Origin of the sequence: Nocardiopsis sp. L17-MgMaSL7 (assembly GCF_003182025.1) — a bacterium.
Classification (GTDB): Bacteria; Actinomycetota; Actinomycetes; order Streptosporangiales; family Streptosporangiaceae; genus Nocardiopsis; species Nocardiopsis prasina.
Genome location: NZ_QGTF01000023.1, coordinates 30926 through 50302, shown reverse-complemented (window position 1 = coordinate 50302; position 19377 = coordinate 30926). Strand labels below are relative to the sequence as shown.

General features: G+C 70.8%; 14 protein-coding genes and 1 pseudogene. 7 read left to right on the top strand and 8 right to left on the bottom strand.

Features of this window, described 5'->3' with window-relative positions:
- Window positions 1-251 precede the first annotated feature (251 nt).
- A complete protein-coding gene (gene mobF / locus BDW27_RS25940) occupies window positions 252-3956 on the bottom strand; it encodes a MobF family relaxase (RefSeq protein ID WP_110052274.1) in 3705 nt (1234 codons plus the stop codon).
- A gap of 266 nt (window positions 3957-4222) precedes the next feature.
- Here mobF and BDW27_RS25935 point away from each other — a divergent pair, with 266 nt between their 5' ends.
- The 3 genes from BDW27_RS25935 to BDW27_RS27185 all read left to right on the top strand — a co-directional run bounded on the left by BDW27_RS25935 (window position 4223) and on the right by BDW27_RS27185 (window position 7030).
- The gene (locus BDW27_RS25935; RefSeq protein WP_146223308.1) at window positions 4223-4978 is read left to right on the top strand and encodes a hypothetical protein; all 756 of its coding nucleotides are present in this window, start codon (window positions 4223-4225) and stop codon (window positions 4976-4978) included.
- 1186 nt (window positions 4979-6164) lie between these two features.
- Window positions 6165-6671, top strand: coding sequence for a hypothetical protein (locus BDW27_RS25930; protein ID WP_110052271.1), 507 nt, complete (start codon window positions 6165-6167; stop codon window positions 6669-6671).
- A gap of 38 nt (window positions 6672-6709) precedes the next feature.
- Window positions 6710-7030: a hypothetical protein gene (locus BDW27_RS27185; RefSeq protein WP_146223307.1), complete on the top strand. Its 321-nt coding sequence runs from the start codon at window positions 6710-6712 to the stop codon at window positions 7028-7030.
- A 99-nt stretch (window positions 7031-7129) separates the two neighbouring features.
- Here the strand turns inward: BDW27_RS27185 and BDW27_RS25925 are convergent, their stop codons facing one another.
- From BDW27_RS25925 to BDW27_RS25910, 4 genes are all read right to left on the bottom strand, one after another.
- Complete coding sequence (locus BDW27_RS25925; RefSeq protein WP_110052269.1) at window positions 7130-7519, bottom strand: hypothetical protein; 390 nt, start codon at window positions 7517-7519, stop codon at window positions 7130-7132.
- Between the two features lie 191 nt (window positions 7520-7710).
- Complete coding sequence (locus BDW27_RS25920) at window positions 7711-8520, bottom strand: ParA family protein (protein WP_110052267.1); 810 nt, start codon at window positions 8518-8520, stop codon at window positions 7711-7713.
- Between the two features lie 144 nt (window positions 8521-8664).
- On the bottom strand, window positions 8665-9378 hold the full coding sequence (locus tag BDW27_RS25915) for a GNAT family N-acetyltransferase (RefSeq protein ID WP_110052266.1): 714 nt from the start codon (window positions 9376-9378) through the stop codon (window positions 8665-8667).
- A gap of 87 nt (window positions 9379-9465) precedes the next feature.
- Window positions 9466-10077 (bottom strand): hypothetical protein, encoded by a 612-nt coding sequence (locus tag BDW27_RS25910; RefSeq protein ID WP_110052264.1) that lies wholly within the window; start codon window positions 10075-10077, stop codon window positions 9466-9468.
- 190 nt (window positions 10078-10267) lie between these two features.
- Between BDW27_RS25910 and BDW27_RS25905 the strand changes: the two are divergent.
- A pseudogene (locus tag BDW27_RS25905) lies at window positions 10268-12571 on the top strand (Tn3 family transposase); the annotation flags it as partial.
- Window positions 12572-12705: 134 nt separating this feature from the next.
- On the opposite strand, the gene BDW27_RS25900 reads toward BDW27_RS25905, so the two are convergent.
- Window positions 12706-13302 (bottom strand): TetR/AcrR family transcriptional regulator, encoded by a 597-nt coding sequence (locus tag BDW27_RS25900; RefSeq protein WP_199560770.1) that lies wholly within the window; start codon window positions 13300-13302, stop codon window positions 12706-12708.
- Window positions 13303-13410: 108 nt separating this feature from the next.
- Here BDW27_RS25900 and BDW27_RS25895 point away from each other — a divergent pair, with 108 nt between their 5' ends.
- Together BDW27_RS25895 and BDW27_RS25890 are read left to right on the top strand one after the other, a co-directional pair.
- A complete protein-coding gene (locus BDW27_RS25895; RefSeq protein ID WP_110052262.1) occupies window positions 13411-13863 on the top strand; it encodes a tautomerase family protein in 453 nt (150 codons plus the stop codon).
- The gene (locus tag BDW27_RS25890) at window positions 13856-14884 is read left to right on the top strand and encodes a zinc-binding dehydrogenase (RefSeq protein WP_110052260.1); all 1029 of its coding nucleotides are present in this window, start codon (window positions 13856-13858) and stop codon (window positions 14882-14884) included. Before BDW27_RS25895 ends, BDW27_RS25890 begins: the two co-directional genes overlap by 8 nt.
- Before the next feature lie 56 nt (window positions 14885-14940).
- Here BDW27_RS25890 and BDW27_RS25885 read toward each other — a convergent pair whose 3' ends face one another.
- Complete coding sequence (locus tag BDW27_RS25885) at window positions 14941-16104, bottom strand: zinc-binding dehydrogenase (RefSeq protein ID WP_110052258.1); 1164 nt, start codon at window positions 16102-16104, stop codon at window positions 14941-14943.
- A gap of 171 nt (window positions 16105-16275) precedes the next feature.
- Here BDW27_RS25885 and BDW27_RS25880 point away from each other — a divergent pair, with 171 nt between their 5' ends.
- Window positions 16276-17322, top strand: coding sequence for a tyrosine-type recombinase/integrase (locus BDW27_RS25880; RefSeq protein ID WP_110052257.1), 1047 nt, complete (start codon window positions 16276-16278; stop codon window positions 17320-17322).
- Between the two features lie 43 nt (window positions 17323-17365).
- Here BDW27_RS25880 and BDW27_RS25875 read toward each other — a convergent pair whose 3' ends face one another.
- Entirely contained in the window at window positions 17366-19306 is a 1941-nt protein-coding gene (locus tag BDW27_RS25875; protein WP_199560769.1) for a UvrD-helicase domain-containing protein, read from the bottom strand.
- Window positions 19307-19377 lie beyond the last annotated feature (71 nt).

Genomic DNA, 19377 nt, shown 5'->3' with positions numbered 1-19377 from the left:
GCACCCCCACAAACCCCGCGAACCCCTAACATCCCAACCCCTGGCCCGGTCACCCCGGCGGCGGCCCGCCACGATGTGTTGCTGCGTGGGTTCTCGCGCGGACGGCCCACACCCCGCGCACACCCGGTGTCGCGCGAGGTTCCGCGTAGCGCTCGGGGGTCCCGGGGGCAGAGCCCCCGGGTACTGCCAGTCCCTGAACAGGGGTGATACGTCTCGCACGTGTAGCACCCGTGCGAGAGGTGCGAGGGGTGCTACAGCCCCAGGCTTGGGGCGTCACGCTCGGCCGCCGCTCGCTGGGCGGCCTCGCGCTGAATGCGCTCCTGGTACTCCCGCTGCTCCTGATCGGCGGATTGGGTGCGCGGCTCCCGTTCGGGGATCTCCTGGACGCGGTCACGGCGCTCGGGATCGCGGGTGAGGTCGCTCAGCTCGATGGCATGGCGCCGCTGCATGTGCTCCAGGTCCTCGCGCTCCATCTGTGCCAGCTCGGCCCGGGTGATGGCTCGTTGTTCGGCGATGTGCTGGACCCGCTCACGAAGTTCCTCGACCTGGTCGCTGACCTGGTCCATCTGAGCGCGGCCCACGTCCCGCTCCACGGCCCGATCCTGTAGTTCCCGGGCCCGGCCCCGGGCCTGGTCGCGGTCGTCGATCGCCTCGTCGAGGGCTTGGAGGGCCTGGTCGCGTTCGCGGCCGGCCGCGGATCGGGTGGTGCCCTCCAGCATCAGGGCCAGGTGCCCGCGTCCGGCCCGCTGTTCGGCCTGCTGGTAGCGCTCGCGCAGCTCGGTCAGCTCGACCTCGCGTTCGGCGGCCCGCTCCCGCAGCGCGGTGACTTCCTCGGCGACCTCTCGGCAGGCCGGGCCCTGGCCCTGACGGGCCGCTTCCACACTCACCCGCTCGACCTCGACCTCGACGTCGAGGTCGGGTTCGTGGGCCTGTTCGGGCTCGCGTGAGGCGTGGAGGTCGTCCTCGCGGACCGGTTCGTGCTCGGGGTCCACCTCGTGGCCGGTGCCGGGCAGGTCGGGGTGGCCCAGCTCGTCCAGGACCATCCCCGGCGGGTCCTGGGTCAGCGATGCGGCGTAGGCGGCCACCACCCGCTCGCACCGCTCCTTCTCGGTGCGGGCCTGGCCCAGTTGCCGGGTGATCTCCTCGCGCTCCAGGTTCGCGGAGGGCAGGTACAGATCGGTGCGCTCCCGGGCCCGGGACATGCCCGCGTACAGGGAGTGGGCATCAGCCCCCAGCCCGTAGACGTGAGCGCGGTCAGCGGTCACCCCTTGGGCGGCCGCGATCGTGATGGCATACCCCAACGACAGGTCACCGCGCCGCAGCTGCTCCGGGTCCAGGCGGGCCTGCTCGGCGCGCTCCTCACGGCGCCACTGGACCAGCGCGCCCCGACGCTCGTCGACCTCCAGGACGATGCCGCGGTACCCGTTGAGCACGTCCGGGTCCGAGGAGGTTCGGGAGCGGTAGTCGTTGCGGCGCACCCGCACCTGGTCCCCGGCGGCCAGCTCCAGGCGCTGCCCACTGTCCAGGGTGAAGGCGACGTCCTGGCCCTGGAGCAGGCCCCCGCCCCGGGCCGCCGCCCGCGCTCGTTGGTTCAGTTCGTTGACGTCGGCGTTGGTGGCGGCCAGCATGAGCAGCCGCTCGACCGCCTCGTGCGGGTCCTCGTGGCGCTGCCGGTCGGCCCACCAGCAGGCCGCCATCTGGTTGTGGGCGGCGTCGGCGTCGAGGGTGGCGTGGAGCATGCCGCGCTCGCCCCAGGCGGCCAGGGCGGACCTGCGCGCCCCCAGCCGCCAGTGGTCCAGGGTCCGCCGGTCCGCCTCGGAGCGTTGGCGGCGGTTCTCGGTCAGCTCCACCCCCGCCACGATCCGGTGCACGGTGGCGAAGGACCCTCCGGCGGCTACCGGCCGCAGCTGTTTGGGGTCGCCCACCAGGACCAACTTGGTGCGGGCCCGGCTCGCGGCCTGGGTCAGCACGGCCAGGTCGCGGTCACCGATCATCGCGGCCTCGTCCACCACCAGCACGTCCACGCCCTCCAGGGCGCGGGGGTTCTCGGTCAGCTTCTGGGTCCAGGCCGCCACCGTGCGGGAGGTGATGCCGGCTTCGGCGCGCAGCCCGGCGGCCGCGACCGCGGCGACGGCGGCGCCCTCGACGCGGTACCCGGCCGCTTCCCAGGCGGTGCGGGCCGCCGAGAGCAGGGTGGTCTTCCCGGCCCCGGCCACACCCAGGACGGTCTCCACACCGTGGCCCGTCTTGATGAGGCGCCCCACGGCCCGAGCCTGCTGGCCGGAGAGGGTGAACCCCTTCTGGCGCACCCAGCTGGCCAGGGCGCGCTCGGCGCGAGTCCGCTCGACCACGGCCGCCCTGGCCCCGGTGCGGGAGGCGGTGGTGGCCACGATCAGCGCCTCGGCATCCACGATGTCCGCGCTGGTGAACCGCTGGCTGTGGGACATGTGGACGGGGCCGCTCTCGGGCAGGGGCACCGCCCGGGGATCGGCCAGCACGTGACGGGTCAGCTCCTCCAGAGCGGCGCTGTCGGCCAGCCCGCCACCGTAGGCACCGGCCACATGCGCCATGACCTTCGCGGTCGTGACGACCTTCTCGTGGGCGGTCACTCCGACCTGGGGGTCCCAGACCGCGGCCGCGACCCGATCCGGATCAGGCCCGCCAGGGTCGTTCCCGCCCCCGGCCCGGGTGCCGGGGCCGTCCTCTCCCAGGACGTCGGCGACCACGTGGGCGGGATCGAACCCCGCCTCGACGGCGCGCTCGTGCCAGGACGCGCGCTCGGTGGTGGGGGTGGAGGCGTGCTTGGCCCGCGCGGTGGCGCGAGCGGCGCTGCGCTGCTGAGCCACGCTCGCGTCGTGTCCGGCGGCCTTGAGCACCTGCTGTTGCCTGCGCGAGAACGTCGCCTTGAGTTCGGCCGGGACCCCGGCCACGTCCCAGCGCTGGGTCTTGGGGTCGGCCTCGAACCGAACCCCGAACTCGGCGGTGAGCTTGTGGCGCTCCAGGGCGCGGTAGAGCTGGCCCACGGCCGGGATGTGGCGCATCAGGTCCCGGCCCCCGGCCGCGATGGTCCGCCACTTCCCATCCCGACCCAACGCCATGTTCGCGACCAGGACGTGGGTGTGCAGGTGCGGGTCCCCGGGGGAGCCGTCCACGGGCCGGGCGGTGCGGTGCACCGTCATCGTGCCGGTGAAGCCGCGGGTGGCCACCCGCTCCGCTCGCTGGCCGTCGCCGTGGTGGCCGGCCATCGCGTAGGCGGTCCAGGACTCCAGCGCGGCCATGGACTCACGGACCGCTTCGAGGTGGATCTTCTCCATCCGGGCCGCCATCTCCGGCGGCGCCATGGCCTGCAACACGCTGATGCCCTTGGGGCGGTCGAAGGTGACGTCGAACCCCATCACCCCGACCCGGACACGATCCTCGCGGTGGTCCTGAGCGCAGGTGAGCTCCTGGTCCTCGTAGACCGTCGCCAGGTCGATCCCGGCGACCTTGGCCATGCGCTCCAGGTCAGCGACCGGCACCCGGTGGCGGTCCCCTTCGCGCCGGATGCCTCGGGCGAGTCGGCCGGCGCGCTTGAGCGACCAGGGGTCGGCCTCCAGCAGGGCCTCGATCGTGGTCTCGCGTTCGGCGGCCGCCGCCTGGAGCGCGGCGCCGAACAGGTTGGCGGTCAGCTTCGCGGCGGGGGCGACGGCGACTTTGGGCTTGACCAGCTGGGTGCGCTCGGTGGGGTGGCGCCCGGCCAGCAGACGGCGCACGGCCTCGACGTCCTCGCTGTTGGCCAGCACGCTCCCGGCCTGCTGGTCGAACACCGACCAGCCGCTGCCCACGCGTTCGATGGGGCGGGCACCGCCGTTCAGGCGGTAGGAGACCGCGACGTTCTCGGCGGTGATGTCGTCGGCCCCGCACTGCTGCGCGAGCCGGTAGTCGCCCTGGGAGGGGTCATGGATCGGGGTCGCCATCGCCACCCTGCCACCCACCTCCCGGGGGTCCTGGGAGCGCCCTGAGCGCTCTATCGCGTATCGGAGATACCTGCGTGCTCCTTTGTGTGAACTATGGCAGATCCAAAATTCATAGGATGATAGGACGACTGGGATATGTCAGTGGGATCGAGCATGGGAATGTCATTGGTTGGCCAATGATCGGTTCCTCGGTTCCTGGCCTGTCCGTGTGCAGGGGCGGCTCCACGTGGACCTGGCCACCGGGCTCGCGCCGGAACACTCCCACCGTGTCCCGGTACACCCCGCCGGGCCGGACCCAGGCCTCTACGCTGCCCGCACCACACCCGCACCGACCCAAGGGCGAGCACATGGGCAAGCGCAACAAGAAGGCCCGCAACAAGCGGCTGGGACCGCAGAACCCGGCCGCCCGCGAGGAAACCGCGGCCGCCGCCTTCGGCCTGCCGGACCTGGCCTTCGACGACTTCGACGACCCGATCCCGATGACCTACCAAGGGCGCGTCATCACCCCCGAGGTCATCGCGCAGATGCGCGCCCAGGACCCCGAGCACGCCGACCAGATCGACGCCGAGTGGGAGGCCATGGTGTTGGAGAACAACCGGCCCTGGCTCGAGGACCACGGCCGACTCCAGGACACCGAACAGACCTGGGACTGGGCCCGCCAGGCCTTCCCCGGCGCCTTCACCGACTGCGGGTGCGAAGACGAAGACCAGGCGCCCGACCCGGAGCAGGAGACCTCAGGACGATCGCGGGAGCAGGTGCGCGACGAACTCGTGGAACGTCTTGCCCGTATGGTCCCCACGGAAGGGCTGGACCCGGTGCAGATCCTGTTGCGGGTGGAAGGGATGAACTCGATCGAGGACTTCGAGGCCACTGACGCCCGGGAGTGGCGTATCGACGGTCGTCCGTTGACCCGGGAGGAGATGCTGACGGTGCTGGAGATGGAGCCCACCGACTTCATGCGCTACCACCTGGCCCAGGAGGGGTTCGGCTCTGAGATGACCCAGGAGACCACGTCCGACTGAGGGGCGGGGAAGGCCTCTCACCCCCGCAGGAGCGGGGGTGAGAGGAAGATGTCGGGGCCCGGCAACCCTTCGGCAACCCTGCTGTCCTGCGACGACGGCGACGATCACCGAGCGTCGATGAACCCCCGCTCGAACCGTTGCTTCAACCGATGCCGCAACCATTGGTTGAACTGTTCTCTCAACCGTTGTTCGAACCATTGGTTCAACCCCGCCACTCCCCGCTCACGCGCGATGAGGCAACCCGCTGGAACCGCCCCCACGCCCGCCCCTGTGTCGGCACACTGGGCCACATGAGCCAGGAACAGCGGCCGGTAGCCGACCCGCCGTCGCGGGGGCGCGGCGGTTCACCCGCAGCCATCCGTGGAGTCCTGGCCCGCCCCGGCCCGGCCGGGCTCGCGCACTGGAGCGGGCAGCCTCCACATCGCCCGCCCCACGAGGTGCCGGTCGACGTCGTTGGCGTGCGGCCGCCGGGGCGATTGCCGCCGACCTGACCCCTGAAACACGACCACCCCCGCAACCAAGAGTTTGCGGGGGTGGTGGCTGGCGGACGTGCCTGCCCAGCCATCGCATCACGCGATGAAGGGGGTCCATCCCATCCAGGTCGCTACGGTCACCAGTGAGCTCAGCAAGGTTGTCACAGCTACCACCAGGCCCAGGTGACTACGTAGCCATGCCGAATGCCTGGGGGGCCTAGGCATGTCGGGCGCGGTTGACATAGTCTTCTCCTGTCAAGTCTTACGTGCAGATTTGATCACGCCCCGGATTTCAGGCCTGAAATCCGGGGCCTTTTCTTTGTTTCCAGTGAGACGCAGTCGATCATACGCCCTTTCGGAGTGGGGTGTGCGGCGCGCCCAGTCGCGCCAAATCCCGTGCGACATCTCCCTTTGGAGTGCTGTGGTATGGGGCAAGGAGAAACCCGGTTGAGCTGCACAGATTCTTCGCTTGCGCATGACCAAAGCCCCTGGTTGCTCGCCTGCGGCGAGATGTTCTCGCTCTTCCTCAAGTCGCTAACGTTCGTTTTCTCAAAAAAAATGATCCTCGTAATTAACGCTCCGTGAACCACGAGAGGGAAAACGGCACGCTTTCGCTTTGGAGCCTCCTTGGGGGTCTGGGGGCTGGCGCCTGAGGCAGGCCCGGTTGGTTGAATCACCTCCAGTCCTCTGCGGACAGTGTCAGGCTCGATCCCATGAGCGAGACCACCCCCTCCACGACCCATGTCCGCCTGATCGGCGGGCCCGACGACTGGCGCGAGCAGCTCCTGGACCACGTCACCCGAGAAGAGCTCGCGGGCCCCCGTGAGGACCTCGGTGGCTACTTGATCAGTTCCCACGTCCCGCCCGGCCACCCCGACCCTGGAGCTCGGGCGGTGTACGAACCCGACAGTGAGCCCGCGCGTGCCGACGTCTGGTTCTTCCGGGGATGGATGCCCACGGGTCCCGCGGACCTCGAGCTGCGCAGCGCCGACCACCACCAGGCCGCCACCGTGGTCCTGGACCACGACGGCCTGGTGGTGGAGTGGGCCTCCGGGGATGGTGGCCTTCACCGGGTCGAGCGAGTGCTCGCGCACTGGGAAGCGAGCGGGGAGGACGACCTCGGGTTCGACGTGTGGCACGTCCACAGCGCGGGGCGCGACTGGGAGCTGCGGTGCCACGGCCCCGACATGTGGGAGGCCGGCCGACTTCCCGACCTCTAGACCGGCCCCAACCGAACGAGTGATGGGAGCACAGCCTCATGCCATGGTGGAAAAGGAAGAAGCTCAAACCCCGAAGGCCTCTCGACACCGACCCGGACCTGGCCAGGTTCCGACAAGACCTCGTTTACCACCTCGGAGAGGACGCCGCCTACCAGGTCCGGCTCTCGCCGCAGGGAACACCCACCGAGTTCCGCGCCACATGGGACCCCCTCTCCTCCCACGAGGCCGTAGAACACGTCGGCCACTTGACCAAAGGTCCGAGGAGAAAGATCATCCCCGCCGACCTCGAAGTCCAGCCGAAAGGGGCGGGCCTCTGGGTCGTCCTGTGCCGTCCCGGTGCCGGATGGTCGCCCCGCTGATCTCCCGCAGGCCCTTCCAGGGGTCGCTGACAAGGCCCTGTCCCGGAACTCGTGTTCCGGGACAGGGCCTTGTGGGCTGGATAGGGCCTCGTGCTGTTCTTAGGCCGCGTCCAGCTCATCGAGCAGGCTCTTGATCGCAGCAGCCTGGAGGTGACCCAGGAGCCCAGGACGAGCGACTCGACGTAGCTGGGTTGGCAGCAATTCCATGCGGGACAGAACATTGCGGTGCAGACGGGTCCCGGACGAGCGCGTTGCTGGCGGACGAAGCCCCTGCGCGACCTGATACGAGATGGCCCACTCCGCAGCAGTCTCGGCCCGGTCCGGGATGCGTTCCAGCGCGGCATAGATGTAGTGGCTCATGGCCAGTGAGGGCAGACCGTAGGAGCGCTGGTCCGCCTCCAGGCGCTCTTCCAGCCGTGTCCACAGCGCCTCGGGCAGGCGCACGCTGTACGGTTCCCAGCTGCGCGGATCGGTTCGGGCGAGGATCACGGCGGCTTCCCATCCAGCACGAGCACCGGCAGACGCGGCTGGCTTCGGAGCGGGGACAGACCGCTCTACCGAAGGCGAAGGAGTGGGGGGCTCTGCGGTCTTGGTGTCTCCCACGATGAGGTCCTCCTGGGCGGGCTTCAGCGGAGTCCTGGACGCGGCTTCTCCCGGCCGCTGGCCACGGCGCTTGGCGCTCACAGGCCCACCCGCTTGGCCAGGGTACGGGCGTGGACGTCGAAGAAGTCGGCCATCTTGCGACCTCCCGGAGTGCTGCGCATGGGGACGGCGTCGTCGTTGGTTTCCTTGATCGCCGTCATCTCCGGAAGGCGTGGCTGCCAGATGTTCTCCACACCGAAGGTGGTGTCGTAGCCCTCCAGCTGGTACTTGTGCGCTGCGAGCTGCTCCCGCACTCGCGTGGGCACCACGCCCAGGAACTCGAGCTCGGGGTTGTACAGGTTCACGCCCTGCTCGGTGATGAACTCCTGTACTCGGATGGCGCCCTCGACGTCGTCGTACTCGGGTGCCGACATCACCAGCGCTCCCCCGACTGCCGCGAGGACCATTTGGGTGAGGTGGCCCAGAGACGGCTGGGTGTCGACGAGGGTGATGTCGATGTCGTCATCCACTCCTTCCAGCACGACGTCCAGCCGCCTCACGGCCCCGGGGACTCCGGCCTCGCTGATCCGGTTCTCCAACGCCTTGACCGCGGGAAGAACCGTGATGCGCTCAGCGAAACCCTCCTCCCACCCGCATGGGTGAAGGGCCTGTGCTGCGATCCCGGGTGCTGCGTCCCTGATGGCATCAGACACGCTAGGCCGAGAGTTTTGTGGGTCGAGTGGAACGCCGAGACGTCGTGAGGCGTTCCTCTGCGGGTCCATGTCGACCACTAGGACGCTGTATCCAGCGTCCGCGAACGCCTCAGCTAGGCCGGTCACACCGGAGGTCTTCATTGTGCCGCCCTTGTTGTTGCAAAGGGCGACCCGCCGCTTCTTGCGCGGGTTCATTGTCATCTCCCGTCTTTGTGCGATCGCTTGTGCGAATGACTGTGCGACTGTGCGATCGCTTGTGCGAATGACTGTGCGACTGTCGCTCCAGGCTTTCGCAGTATGGCATGTACCGTGGCGAGACCCCTGGAGTGACCTCTTCGCCTATCCCAGCAGCCGGTGGAAGAACCGCTCCTTGCCCTCGGACGCGATCGACGCGGGCAGGGCGAGCATCGTCTCCAGACGAAGCGGTTCCCCCAGATCCAGCACTGTGAAGTGCTGACGGCGGTAGAACGGCTCCAGGTCACGATCGGCGGTGAACTGCCCGTACATCACGTGGAAGCCGCTCTGGGCGTACAGCTGCACACTGCGCTTGACCAGCGCCGCACCGATCCCTTGTCCGCGGTACGCGGGGTCCACCGCCAACCCTTTGAGCTTGGTGATGACCAGCATCAGCGCCAGCCCCTGGACCTCGTTGACCCGTCGCACCTGGGCCAGGAAGCGGCCCGGCGGGATCATCAAGGCGCAGCCGATGACCTGCCCTGCCCGGTCGGTTGCCACCAGCAGAGCTGACAGGCCCGCCATGGGGTCGATCTGACGACCGTCCAGTGTGCCACCGGCGACGGCGCGCATCGCGCTCTCCTTGTTCCGATGGGTCAGGCACTCGTGGAGCAGTACCGAGGTGTTCGCGTCCCCGGCGGCGATGTTCAGGTCCTGGGTGATGTCGGTGCCCACGTCGGCCAGTAGTTCGGCGGCCCGAGGAAGATCGTCGGGGCGGGCCGGGCGGATGCGGCCGCCGACGGGGGCCGCCCATCCCTGGGCGAGTTTGGAGGGGGTGATAGAGGGAGCGGGAGCGGAGCGCTTCTTCTGTTTGGCCACGAGCTCACTCTAGAGACGGGGCGAACACGATACGGGGGGATGGGGCAACGACCTCCGTTGCCCCATCCCCCCGCACTGTGGCGGTCCCTAGTCCTCGGTGGGTGGTGCGTGCAGGGTCTGGGCTTCGACCCGGTCGACGTCGGCCTCGACCATCCGCACGAGCAGCTCACCGCGTTCCTCGGCGGTGAGCCCGATCAGCTCGGTGACCTCGTCCAGCAGCGCCTGACCGCGTGAGCGCACCGGCCCGTCCGGGGTGGGGAAGGCATACTCCACGAGAACGCTGGCGCCCATATCGACGATCCGGGTGATGCGCTCATCCTCCGACTCCAGGACCTGGCCGTCCTTGGCGGTAGGGACCTCGGGATATCCGGCCAGCCCGGCGATGCCCTCGCGGGACTTCTCCATGTACTGCTGGGCGCTGATCAGGCGCTTGTTCATCCTCTGGCGGGTGTCCTCGGGGATGGGCCGGTCCGGGTGGCGCATCAGCTCGGAGTCGAACTCCGCGCCCAGCAGGGCGGCCTCGTAGGCGGCGACCAGGCACCCGTTGGCCATCGTGACCACGCCCCGTCCACCGACCGGGGTCAGGGCCAGGCCGGTGAACCGGATGCGGTCGGCGAAGCGCTCGTACATCGGTGTGCGCTCCTGCGGCGGGGTGTCGTTGTGGTCCAGGAAGTGGTTGTAGGAGCTGACCGTGTGCATGATCAGCTCGTCGTCCTGGCGGTGCAGGAGCTCGTCGGTGTAGGGGGTTGAGGAACATCGGAACAGGAATCCGCGCTAAGCAACTTTGATCTGCTCGTACCGTCTGTGGGCATGCCAGTTGAGTTCCTCACCGATGAGCAGGCGGCCGCCTACGGCCGCTACACAAGCCCCGTCCCCCGAGCGGACCTGGACCGCTACTTCTTCCCGGCGCATCACCGAGATGGCCCGCTACGGGCTCTCCGGCAAGGCCACCCTGCTGCGCCGCCACGGCTCCGAGCGCCGCCTGGCCACGCTGGTGGCCACCGTGGTCCAGCTCCAGGCCCGCACAGTCGATGACGCCCTGGAACTGCTGGATCTATTGATGACCACCCGCCTGCTGGCCCAGGCCGAACGCGAGTCGGTCAAGGAGAAGGTACGGCGCCTGCCGCGGTTGAGCGCGGAGTCGGCCAAGCTCGCCGCCGCGGTGAACGTGCTCCTGGAGGCCGCCCCGGCGCGGGAGGAGGCCGAGGGGGTGAACCTGGCGCAGGTGTGGGAGCGCATCGAACGGGTGGTGCCGCGCGGGGAACTGGCGGCCGCGCTACTGGCGCTGGAAGAGCTGCTGCCCGCACCCGGCTCCGACGATGACGAGGCGTGGCGGGCCGAGCTGGTCAACCGCTACGCCAGCGTGCGCGGCTTCCTGCCGATGCTGTGCGAGGTCATCGACTTCGGCGCCACCGTCGAAGGCACCGCGGTACTGGAGGCCATGCGCGCCCTGCCGGAGCTGATCGGCCGCAAGAAGATCCGCGCCCGCGAGGTCGACACCGACCTGATCACCGGGTCCTGGCACCGGCTCGTCTTCCCCGAAGACCCTGACGTGGTGCACAAGGCCGCCTACGTCTTCTGCGTCCTGGAGCAGTTCCACCGCCACCTCAAGCGCCGCGACATCTTCGCCCCGGCCTCGGCCCGGTGGGCCGACCCGCGCGCCAAGTTGCTCTCGGGGTCCGCGTGGGAGCAGGCCAAGCCCCAGGCTCTGGCCGCCCTGGGGCTTCCCGAGTGCCCGGATGAGCTGTTGGCCGAGCACGCCCGGCTGCTGGACGCCACCTACCGCCAGGTCGGCGGGCGGATGCGCGTCAACGACGCGGTCACCGTGGACGAGGGCGGCCGCGTCCACCTGCGCAACCTCACCGCCATCAAGGACCCTCCCAGCCTGGTGGACCTGCGCAAACGGGTGGTGCGGATGCTCCCCCGGGTGGACCTGCCCGAGCTGATCTTGGAGGTGATGAGCTGGAACCCGGCCTTCATGGACGCCTTCACCAGCCTCTCCGGGGCCGAATCACGGTTGGCCGACCTGCATGTCACCGTGGCCGCGCTGCTGGTGTGTCGGGCCTGCAACCTGGACTACACACCCATCGTCAAGAACGGCGTCACTCCGCTGACCCGCGACCGGCTCTCCCACGTGGACCAGAACTACCTGCGCCCGGACACCTACTCTGCGGCCAACGTCCCCCTCATCGAGGGCCAGGCCGACAACGCTCTCGCCCGGGCCTGGGGCGGCGGCCGGGTCGCCTCGGTGGACGGGATGCGGTTCGTGGTCCCGGTCAACACCATCCACGCCCGCCCCAACCGCCGCTACTTCGGCCGCCGCAGGGGTTCCACCTGGCTGAACATGGTCAACGACCAGGCCGCCGGGCTCGCGAGCCGGGTGGTGGCCGGCACCCCGCGCGACACCCTGCACCTGCTGGACGTGCTCTACAACCAGGACGGCGGTCTGGCCCCCGACATCATCGTCACCGACGAGGGCTCCTACTCCGACCTCATCTTCGGCCTGGTCCACCTGCTCGGGCGCCAGTACCGGCCCCAGCTTGCCGACGTGCCCGACCACCGGCTGTGGAGGATCGACCGCACCGCCGACTACGGACCCCTGGACACCGCCGCCCGCGGCCGCATCGACACCGAACGCATCCGCCGCCACTGGGACGACATCTGCCGGGTGGTCGCCTCCATCCACACCGGCGCTGTGCGCGCCTACGACGTCATCCGCATGCTCTCCCGGGACGGCAACCCCACCCCGCTGGGCCAAGCCATCGCCCACTTCGGCCGCCTGTTCAAGAGCCTGCACGTGCTCACCTACCTGGACGACGAGACCTACCGGCGGGCGATCAAGTCCCAGACCACGTTGCAGGAGTCCCGCCACGCCCTGGGGCGGCACATCTTCCACGGCAAGCGCGGCGAGCTACGTCAGCGGTACATCGAGGGCATGGAGGACCAGCTCGGCGCCCTCGGTCTGGTTCTGAACTGCGTCACCTTGTGGAACACCGTGTACATGGACGCGGCTTTGGACCAGCTCCGCGGCCAGGGCTACACGGTGCGCGAGGAGGACGTGGTGCACCTGTCGGCGTTCGCCCGCACCCACATCAACGTGCACGGCCACTACTCGTTCCTGCTCCCGGACATGCCGGGCGGTCGCCGCGACCTGCGCGATCCCGACCAGGTGCTCGATGGCGAGGAGGAGTAGCAGACCGTGGTGTTCACGTCAGGGCCCCGGCCTGTGCGGTGCCCACCGCAGGGGACCCCATGTGTGAACGGTGCCGTGGTGATGGCTGGCGGTTCGGGTCGGCTGCCGGGTGAGCGCGGACGTGGGGTCCTGCCTCACCCCGCGGCGCCCTCCCCCGTGGCGGTGCGCAGCAGGGCGTGCAGCTGTGCGTCGACGGCGTCCAGGGCGGCCGTGGAGCGTTGGGCTCGGCACATGGCGACGGCGCCCTCGACGGCGGCGACCGTGAGCGCGGCGAGCTGCGCGGCCTGCTCCGGCGGTGTCCGGTGTTCGCGCAGCGAGGCCGCCAGCAGGCTCTGCCAGGTGTCGAAGGCCTCGGCCGCCGCGTCCAGGGCCGCGGGCCGCTCTCCGGATCCCGGCTCCTCGATGGCCACAGCCAGGACCGGGCAGCCCACCCGGTAGTCACCGTCCACGATGATGGTGCGCCACAGGTCGAGATAGGCGCCCAGCCCGGCGACCGGCCCCTGGCGCAGTGCGCGCTCCAGCCCCGCGGCGACCCTGCCTCCGGCGTAGCGCACGGCCTCGGCGGCCAGCTGGGTCTTGCCGTGGGGAAAGTAGTGGTAGGTCGAGCCCAGCGGCGCCCCGGCGTGCTTGGCCGTCTCCCGGATGCTCGTGGCGTTCAGGCCGCGCCGGCCGAGCATGTCGGCGGCTCCGGCCACGATCTTCTCCCGCGGGGACGGCTCCTTCTCGCTCACTCGGGCGTCCCTTCCACTCCACTGGTCATGACAGTCGTTATAGTCTACGCTCACCGCGACTTATAACGGTCGTTATAGCCAGGTTTTTCCTGGTGGAGGGAGAACACCATGCCGATGATCCGACTGACCTGCCCTGCGGGTGCGTTGACCGAACAGGGGCGCGCTGGTGTGCAGCGCGACCTGGCCGCCGCCCTGTTGCAGTGGGAGGGCGCCCCGGACACGGACTTCTTCCGCGCCCAAGCGTGGAGCTACCTGGAGGAGCTGCCCGCAGGGGCGCAGACCACCGCCGGGGACGCCGAGCCCCGGTTCCTGGTCAACGTGACCGTGCCCCAAGGGGCGCTCTCGGAGCGGCGCAGGGCCGGGCTGGTCCAGGACGCGACCCGGATCGTCCTGGACGCGGCCGGACTGGCCCAGGACCAGGCGCTGCGGGTGTGGGTGCTCATCCACGAACAGCCCGAGGGCACCTGGGGCGTGGGCGGGTCGATCGTGCGCTTGGCCGACCTGGCCGACCTGGCCGGCGGCGGACCGAACACGGACGGGGAGGGGCGGGCCGATGCGTGAGCTGACCTACACCGGCCGCTGGGCGGCCGCATGGCGCCAGGCTCCCGACCCCGTGCTCGATTCCGACCTGGGGGCGATCGTGGCCCCCGTGGCCGCGACCTCGTGCGATGTGGACTCGGCGATCCTGGCCGGGCACGGCTTCCTCGACCCGCCCTTCCCCCTTGGACATGAGTGCGTCGCCCGCGTCGTGGACGTCGGCGACGCGGTGACCGGCGTGGTCCCGGGGGACCTGGTCGTCGTGCCCTGGTCGATCAGCTGCGGCACCTGCGACCCGTGCCGGTCCGGGCTCACCGCGCACTGCGCCTCGGTGCCGCACATGGCCATGTACGGGGCCCCGATCGGCGGCGCCTGGGGAGGGCTGTTCTCCGACCTGGTCCGCGTGCCCTGGGCCGACGCGATGCTCGTGCCCCTGCCCGCCGGACTGGACCCGGTGGCCATGGCCGCGGCCAGCGACAACTGGTCGCTGTCCTGGCGCCTGGTCGCCCCGCACCTGAAGGCACGGCCCGGGGCCCGCGTGCTGGTCGTGGCCCGCGGCAGCATCGGCCTGTACGTGTGCGACATCGCCCGCGCCCTGGGGGCCGGGGACGTGCTGTACGTGGACCCCGACCCCGGCCACCGGGCGATCGCCGAGAGCTTCGGCGCCCGCACCGTCGAGGCCTTGGAGCCCATCCGCCACGGGTTCGACATCGCGGTGGAGGCCACCGGCCGCGTCGACCAGTTGGAGTCCGCCCTCAAGAGCCTGGCCCCCGAAGGGATCTGTGAGAGCGCCGGCAACCACTTCCGCCCCGGCGGGCTTCCCCTGCTGGACATGTACCTGACCGGCGTCACCTTGAGGATCGCCCGCGACAACGTGCGCGGGCACATCCCCCACGCCCTGGAGCTGGCGGCCTCGGGAACCGTGGCCCCCGGCCGGGTGGTCTCGCACGTCCTGGACTGGGAGGACCTGCCCCAGGGCCTGGTGGCACGCCACCTCAAGCCCGTGTTCGTGCGCCGCGACCTCCTGCCCGACCGCGCGAGCTGAACCCGCCCTGCGCGGACCCGGTGCCGCCCCGCCGGGAGCGGGGCGGCACCGGTGCGTCAACAGGAGGGTTCGGTGGCCAGGAGCGGCTCGCGGCGCAGCACCACCTTGGTGGCGCGCTGTGCGTAGGCGTGGGGCGCCTGTTCCCAGTCGGCGGTCAGGGTGGTGACCCGTTCGGCCTCGAACCCGGTGCGCGCCACGAAGCCCAGCAGTTCCTCCAGCACCGCCCGGGGGTGGGAGACCCCCAGGCGCAGGGTGGAGTCGTTGGCGTACATCTGCATGAGCGGCACCCGGGTGGTGGGGGCGACGTAATAGCCCACGGCCGTGCACACCCCGCCCGGGGCCAGGGCGCGGACTGCGCGCTGCAGGCCGCGGGACTTCGAGGTGGCCTCCACCGTGACGTCGTAGCCGCCCCGGCGGGGCCGGGTGCCGGGGTCGTTCAGCGGCCGGGTCCGGACCCCGAAGGACTCGGCGATGGCGCGGCGGTCGGGATCGTCGTCGAAGTAGTCGACCTCGGCGGCGCCCAGGGCGACGGCGAGGCCGGCGGCGTACAGGCCGATGCTCTTGGCGCCCCCGCCCAGGACCAGCACGGTCCCCCCGGGCCGCTCGGCGAGGGGCCCGGCCACCGTGCGCCAGGCGTCGGCGAGGTTGTCGCTGGCCGCGGCCACGCGCGCGGAGGGCACCCCGTCCGGGACGGGGACCAGCATGTGGTCGGCGAAGGGCACCCGGAAGGCGTCGGCGACCATGCCGCCCCACTCCCCGCTGGCGGGCCCGAACCCGTAGGCGGCCAGGGTGGAGCGGGCGGTGGTGGCGCACTTGGAGGTCAGCCCGCGGCGGCACCGCTCGCACGTGCCGCAGGAGACCGACCAGGGCACGACGACGCGGTCGCCCGGCCGCACCCCGCGCACGTCCGAGCCGGTTTCAAGGACCTCGGCGACGCATTCGTGGCCGATCCCGAAGGGCCCCTGGAAGGGGACACGTCCGCAGATCGAGCCCACGACCGGGTCTATGGCGCCCAGGGCCATCCCGGCCTGCATGGCGCGCGAGACGGGCCGGTGGATGGGCAGGGTGTCGCCGTCGCAGCGCCCGGCCAGGATGGGCCGCACGATCGCGTCGGTCCCCTCCTCCAAGGTCGGGGCCGGGCGCTCGCCCCATTCGAGTACGCCTGAGCGGCGGAACAGGAGTTCTCGCACAGTGTTCTCGCGGGCAGGGTGGTGGTGCATGAACGCCTCCGGGGCGGCAGAGAAAGAACCTGAGATTATAACGAACGTTATAACAGGGGATCAGTGGTTCTGCCGTGCCCCCTCGGCGCCGCGGCCTTCGATGGGCTGCAGCAAGGCATTCGGGAGACAGCTGCTTCTGGAAATACGCATTTCCGGAAGTAGACTGCCGGGGTGACTTCTGGAAACACGACCCCTGGCCCGACGCAGTCCCCCGAAATCACTTCTGGAAACACACGAACCGGACGGCCCCGCCACACCCCCGAACTCCCGGCGGATCTGGCGGGCGAGCTCGCCGCGTTCACCGGCCGCCTGGCCTCGGCCACCGACCTGGGTCCGGCCACCCGGGACAAGTACCGGCGCAGCGCCGCCGCGTTCCTGGTCTGGCTGGCCCAGGCCCGGCAGGACGGCGCAGTGGACGGCGACCCCCTCACCGATGCGGCCGCGCGGGACTGGGCGGTGCGCGACTGGCGCCGGCACCTGAAGAACACCCGCACCGCGCGGGGCACCCACCTGGGCGCGGCCACCATCAACAACCGCCTGGCCGCCGTGGACGCCTTCTTCGCCCTGCGCGGCTCGGGTCGGCCCGCGGTGGTGCGCGAACACCTGCCCCGCCCGAGCGCGCCCCGCGCCCTGGACCAGCGCACGCTGCTGCGGTTTTTGCGGACCGTGGCCCGCGACGCCTCGGCGCGGGACCGGGCGATCTGCCACCTGGCCTACTATGCCGGCCTGCGGGTCGCCGAGATCATCGCCCTGGACGTGGCCGACCTCCGCCTCTCCGCGAGGAAGGGCAGCGTGCGGGTACGCGGCAAGGGCAGGTCGGGCGGCAAGGACCGCACCGTCCCCCTGCACGCCCAGGTGCGCACCACCCTGGAGGAGCTGCTCGACGAACTCGGCCGCCCCGCCGCGGGCCCGCTCATCCGCAACCGCGACGGCGCCGGCCTGTCCACCCGCGCCGCCAGCACCGTGGTGACCACCCTGGGGGCCGCGGCGGGCATCGGCCCCTCAGACGACGGCGAATCCTTCGGCCCGCACGTGTTGCGCCACACCTTCGGCACCGACCTCGTCCGGGGCCGCGGCGAGGTGGCCGCCGCACCGGTCGACGTGGTCCTGGTCGCCGAGCTGATGGGCCACGCCGACCTCAACACCACCCGCCGCTACACGTTGCCCACCGACGCCGACAAGACCCGCGCCCTGAACGCGCTCACCACCGACCGGTGAACAGGCCGGGGAGCCTTAGCGCGGATTCCTGTTCCGATGTTCCTCAACCCCCACCTCCGAGACGATACGGGTCCCTCCAGTCCGGATGGCGCGGGTCCAGCAGGCTCGCCGTACCCCAGCCCCCGCGGTCGCCCACATGGCGCCCCTGGCGTTCGTGGATCCACGCCAGCCCCGTGTTGTCCAGGCGGTCCATGGCGCGGGTGACGGTGACGTAGGCCAGCATCGAGTCCGCCCGGGCGACCTTCTGACCCGGCTGGGGTTCACGGAAGTCGTCCGCCACCTCGACCTTCGACCACTCGCGCCCCTTGGCCTTGTGCGCGGTGGAGAACAGCGTCTGGGCGCCCTTCTCGTTGCCCAGACGGCCGGTGGCGGTGATGATCTCCTCGGCTCCGTGGTCGTCGATCAGCTCCACGAACGTGCTCAACTCGCCTGCCTCTTCGGGCTGGTCCTCGACGTAGGTGCGGACCTGCTGCCAGGTCTCGAACGCGAACAGCTCGGGGTGGGAAGTGGCCTTGCCGGCCTGGAGGTCGCGGGCGGCATCGGCCAGGCGCCGCATGGAGCTGGTCCCGCCCACGATCGCCGCCTTCTCCCCGTCGGCCAACGCGCTCATGGCGCGGCCCATGGCGGTGGCGTTGGTGCGGCACAGCACCGTGCGCGGCCCGCCCCCGAGGGGGCCGATCACCGAGTTCTTGCCGGGGTTGCCGGACAGGCGCATGCCCATGCCGAGTTCGGCCAACCAGACGTTGGCCTCGTTCGCGACGGCCGGGCCGAACCTCCAGGACTGGGTGAGCTGGAGGCGCTGCTGGGTCGGCCAGGTGACCAGGGCGTCCTCCGCGCCGCGCCAGCCGTAGATCTGCTGCGCGGAGTCCCCGACCACGATCTGCTGGGCGTCCTGGCGGCGGATGACGTCGACGAGCACGGGGTTGGAGTCCTGGCCCTCGTCCAGGAGCACGAAGTCCGCCGACAGCGACGGCCCCGAGAGCTGCCACAGCTTGAGGTAGTGGTCGTGGCCGAACTTCAGATTGCCCGAGGTGCGCTGTAGGTCCTCCCACGCCCGGCGGGCGATCGGCACCAGGTGGCGGGCCAGCGCGTCGCGCTCGCCGGGGGTGAGGCCCTTGACGAACGGCACGTGCTCGGTGGTGATGTCACGGGCCGCGCTGTAACAGAAACGCCCCACGGTCTCCTGCGACAGGACGGCCTGCTTGGCCGGGGACAGACGCACCTCCCCCACGATGAAGTCCTGACTCAACCCCAGGAACACGGCGGCCTTGGCGGCCGGCACCCGGGGCCCGTCCAGGCGGTCCTTGTAGCGGCGCCCCACCGCCCTGAACGCGAGGCTGTGCGCGGTGGAGGCGGTGACGTTGTCGGGCATCTTCGCCTGCGCCTCGCGGGCGATGCTCCTGTTGAACGCGATGTAGAGGCCGCGACGGCGGGGCATGGCCTTGGCGGCCAACACCAGCGTGCTGGTCTTGCCGGTCCCGGCTCCGGCCTCCACGACCAGGTGCCCGCCATCGGCGGCCGCCGCGATGATCGCCTCCTGCTCGTGGGTGGGCGCGAAGGAACCGTCCGCACGGCGCACCGGGGCGACCGGGGCGGCGGCCGCGGGCGCGTCCGGGGAGAGCGGGAGCGGCTGGTGTTCAGCGCCGACCATGGGCGGCGGCGTCCTCGAGGTGGGCGCGTGCTGCTCCTCCAGGGCGGCGGGCAGCGCGGCGAGGATCTTCTCGTGCATGGCCCGGGCCCGACCCACGTGTTGGGCCAGCGCGGCCAGGTCCTCGTCCGGGATCAGCTCGAGTTCGGCCGCGCTCAGGCGGGGCAGGAACCGCAGCTCCTGGAGGCCGTCCGTGATGGACTCCTCCAGCGCCTGGCGGCTGGGGGCGTGGCGGGCGCGGTAGGCGGCCTGGCGGCACCGCCCGGAGCAGTACCGGCGCAACCTTCCGTTGCGCGGCTCGTGGGACTTGCCGCGGGGCATCTTCGGCACGACCATCCGGTCGCACCCGGGGCCCTTGCAGGGAACGAGCGGGAGATCGCTGGGGGGTGAAGCGTCTGTTTTCGTCA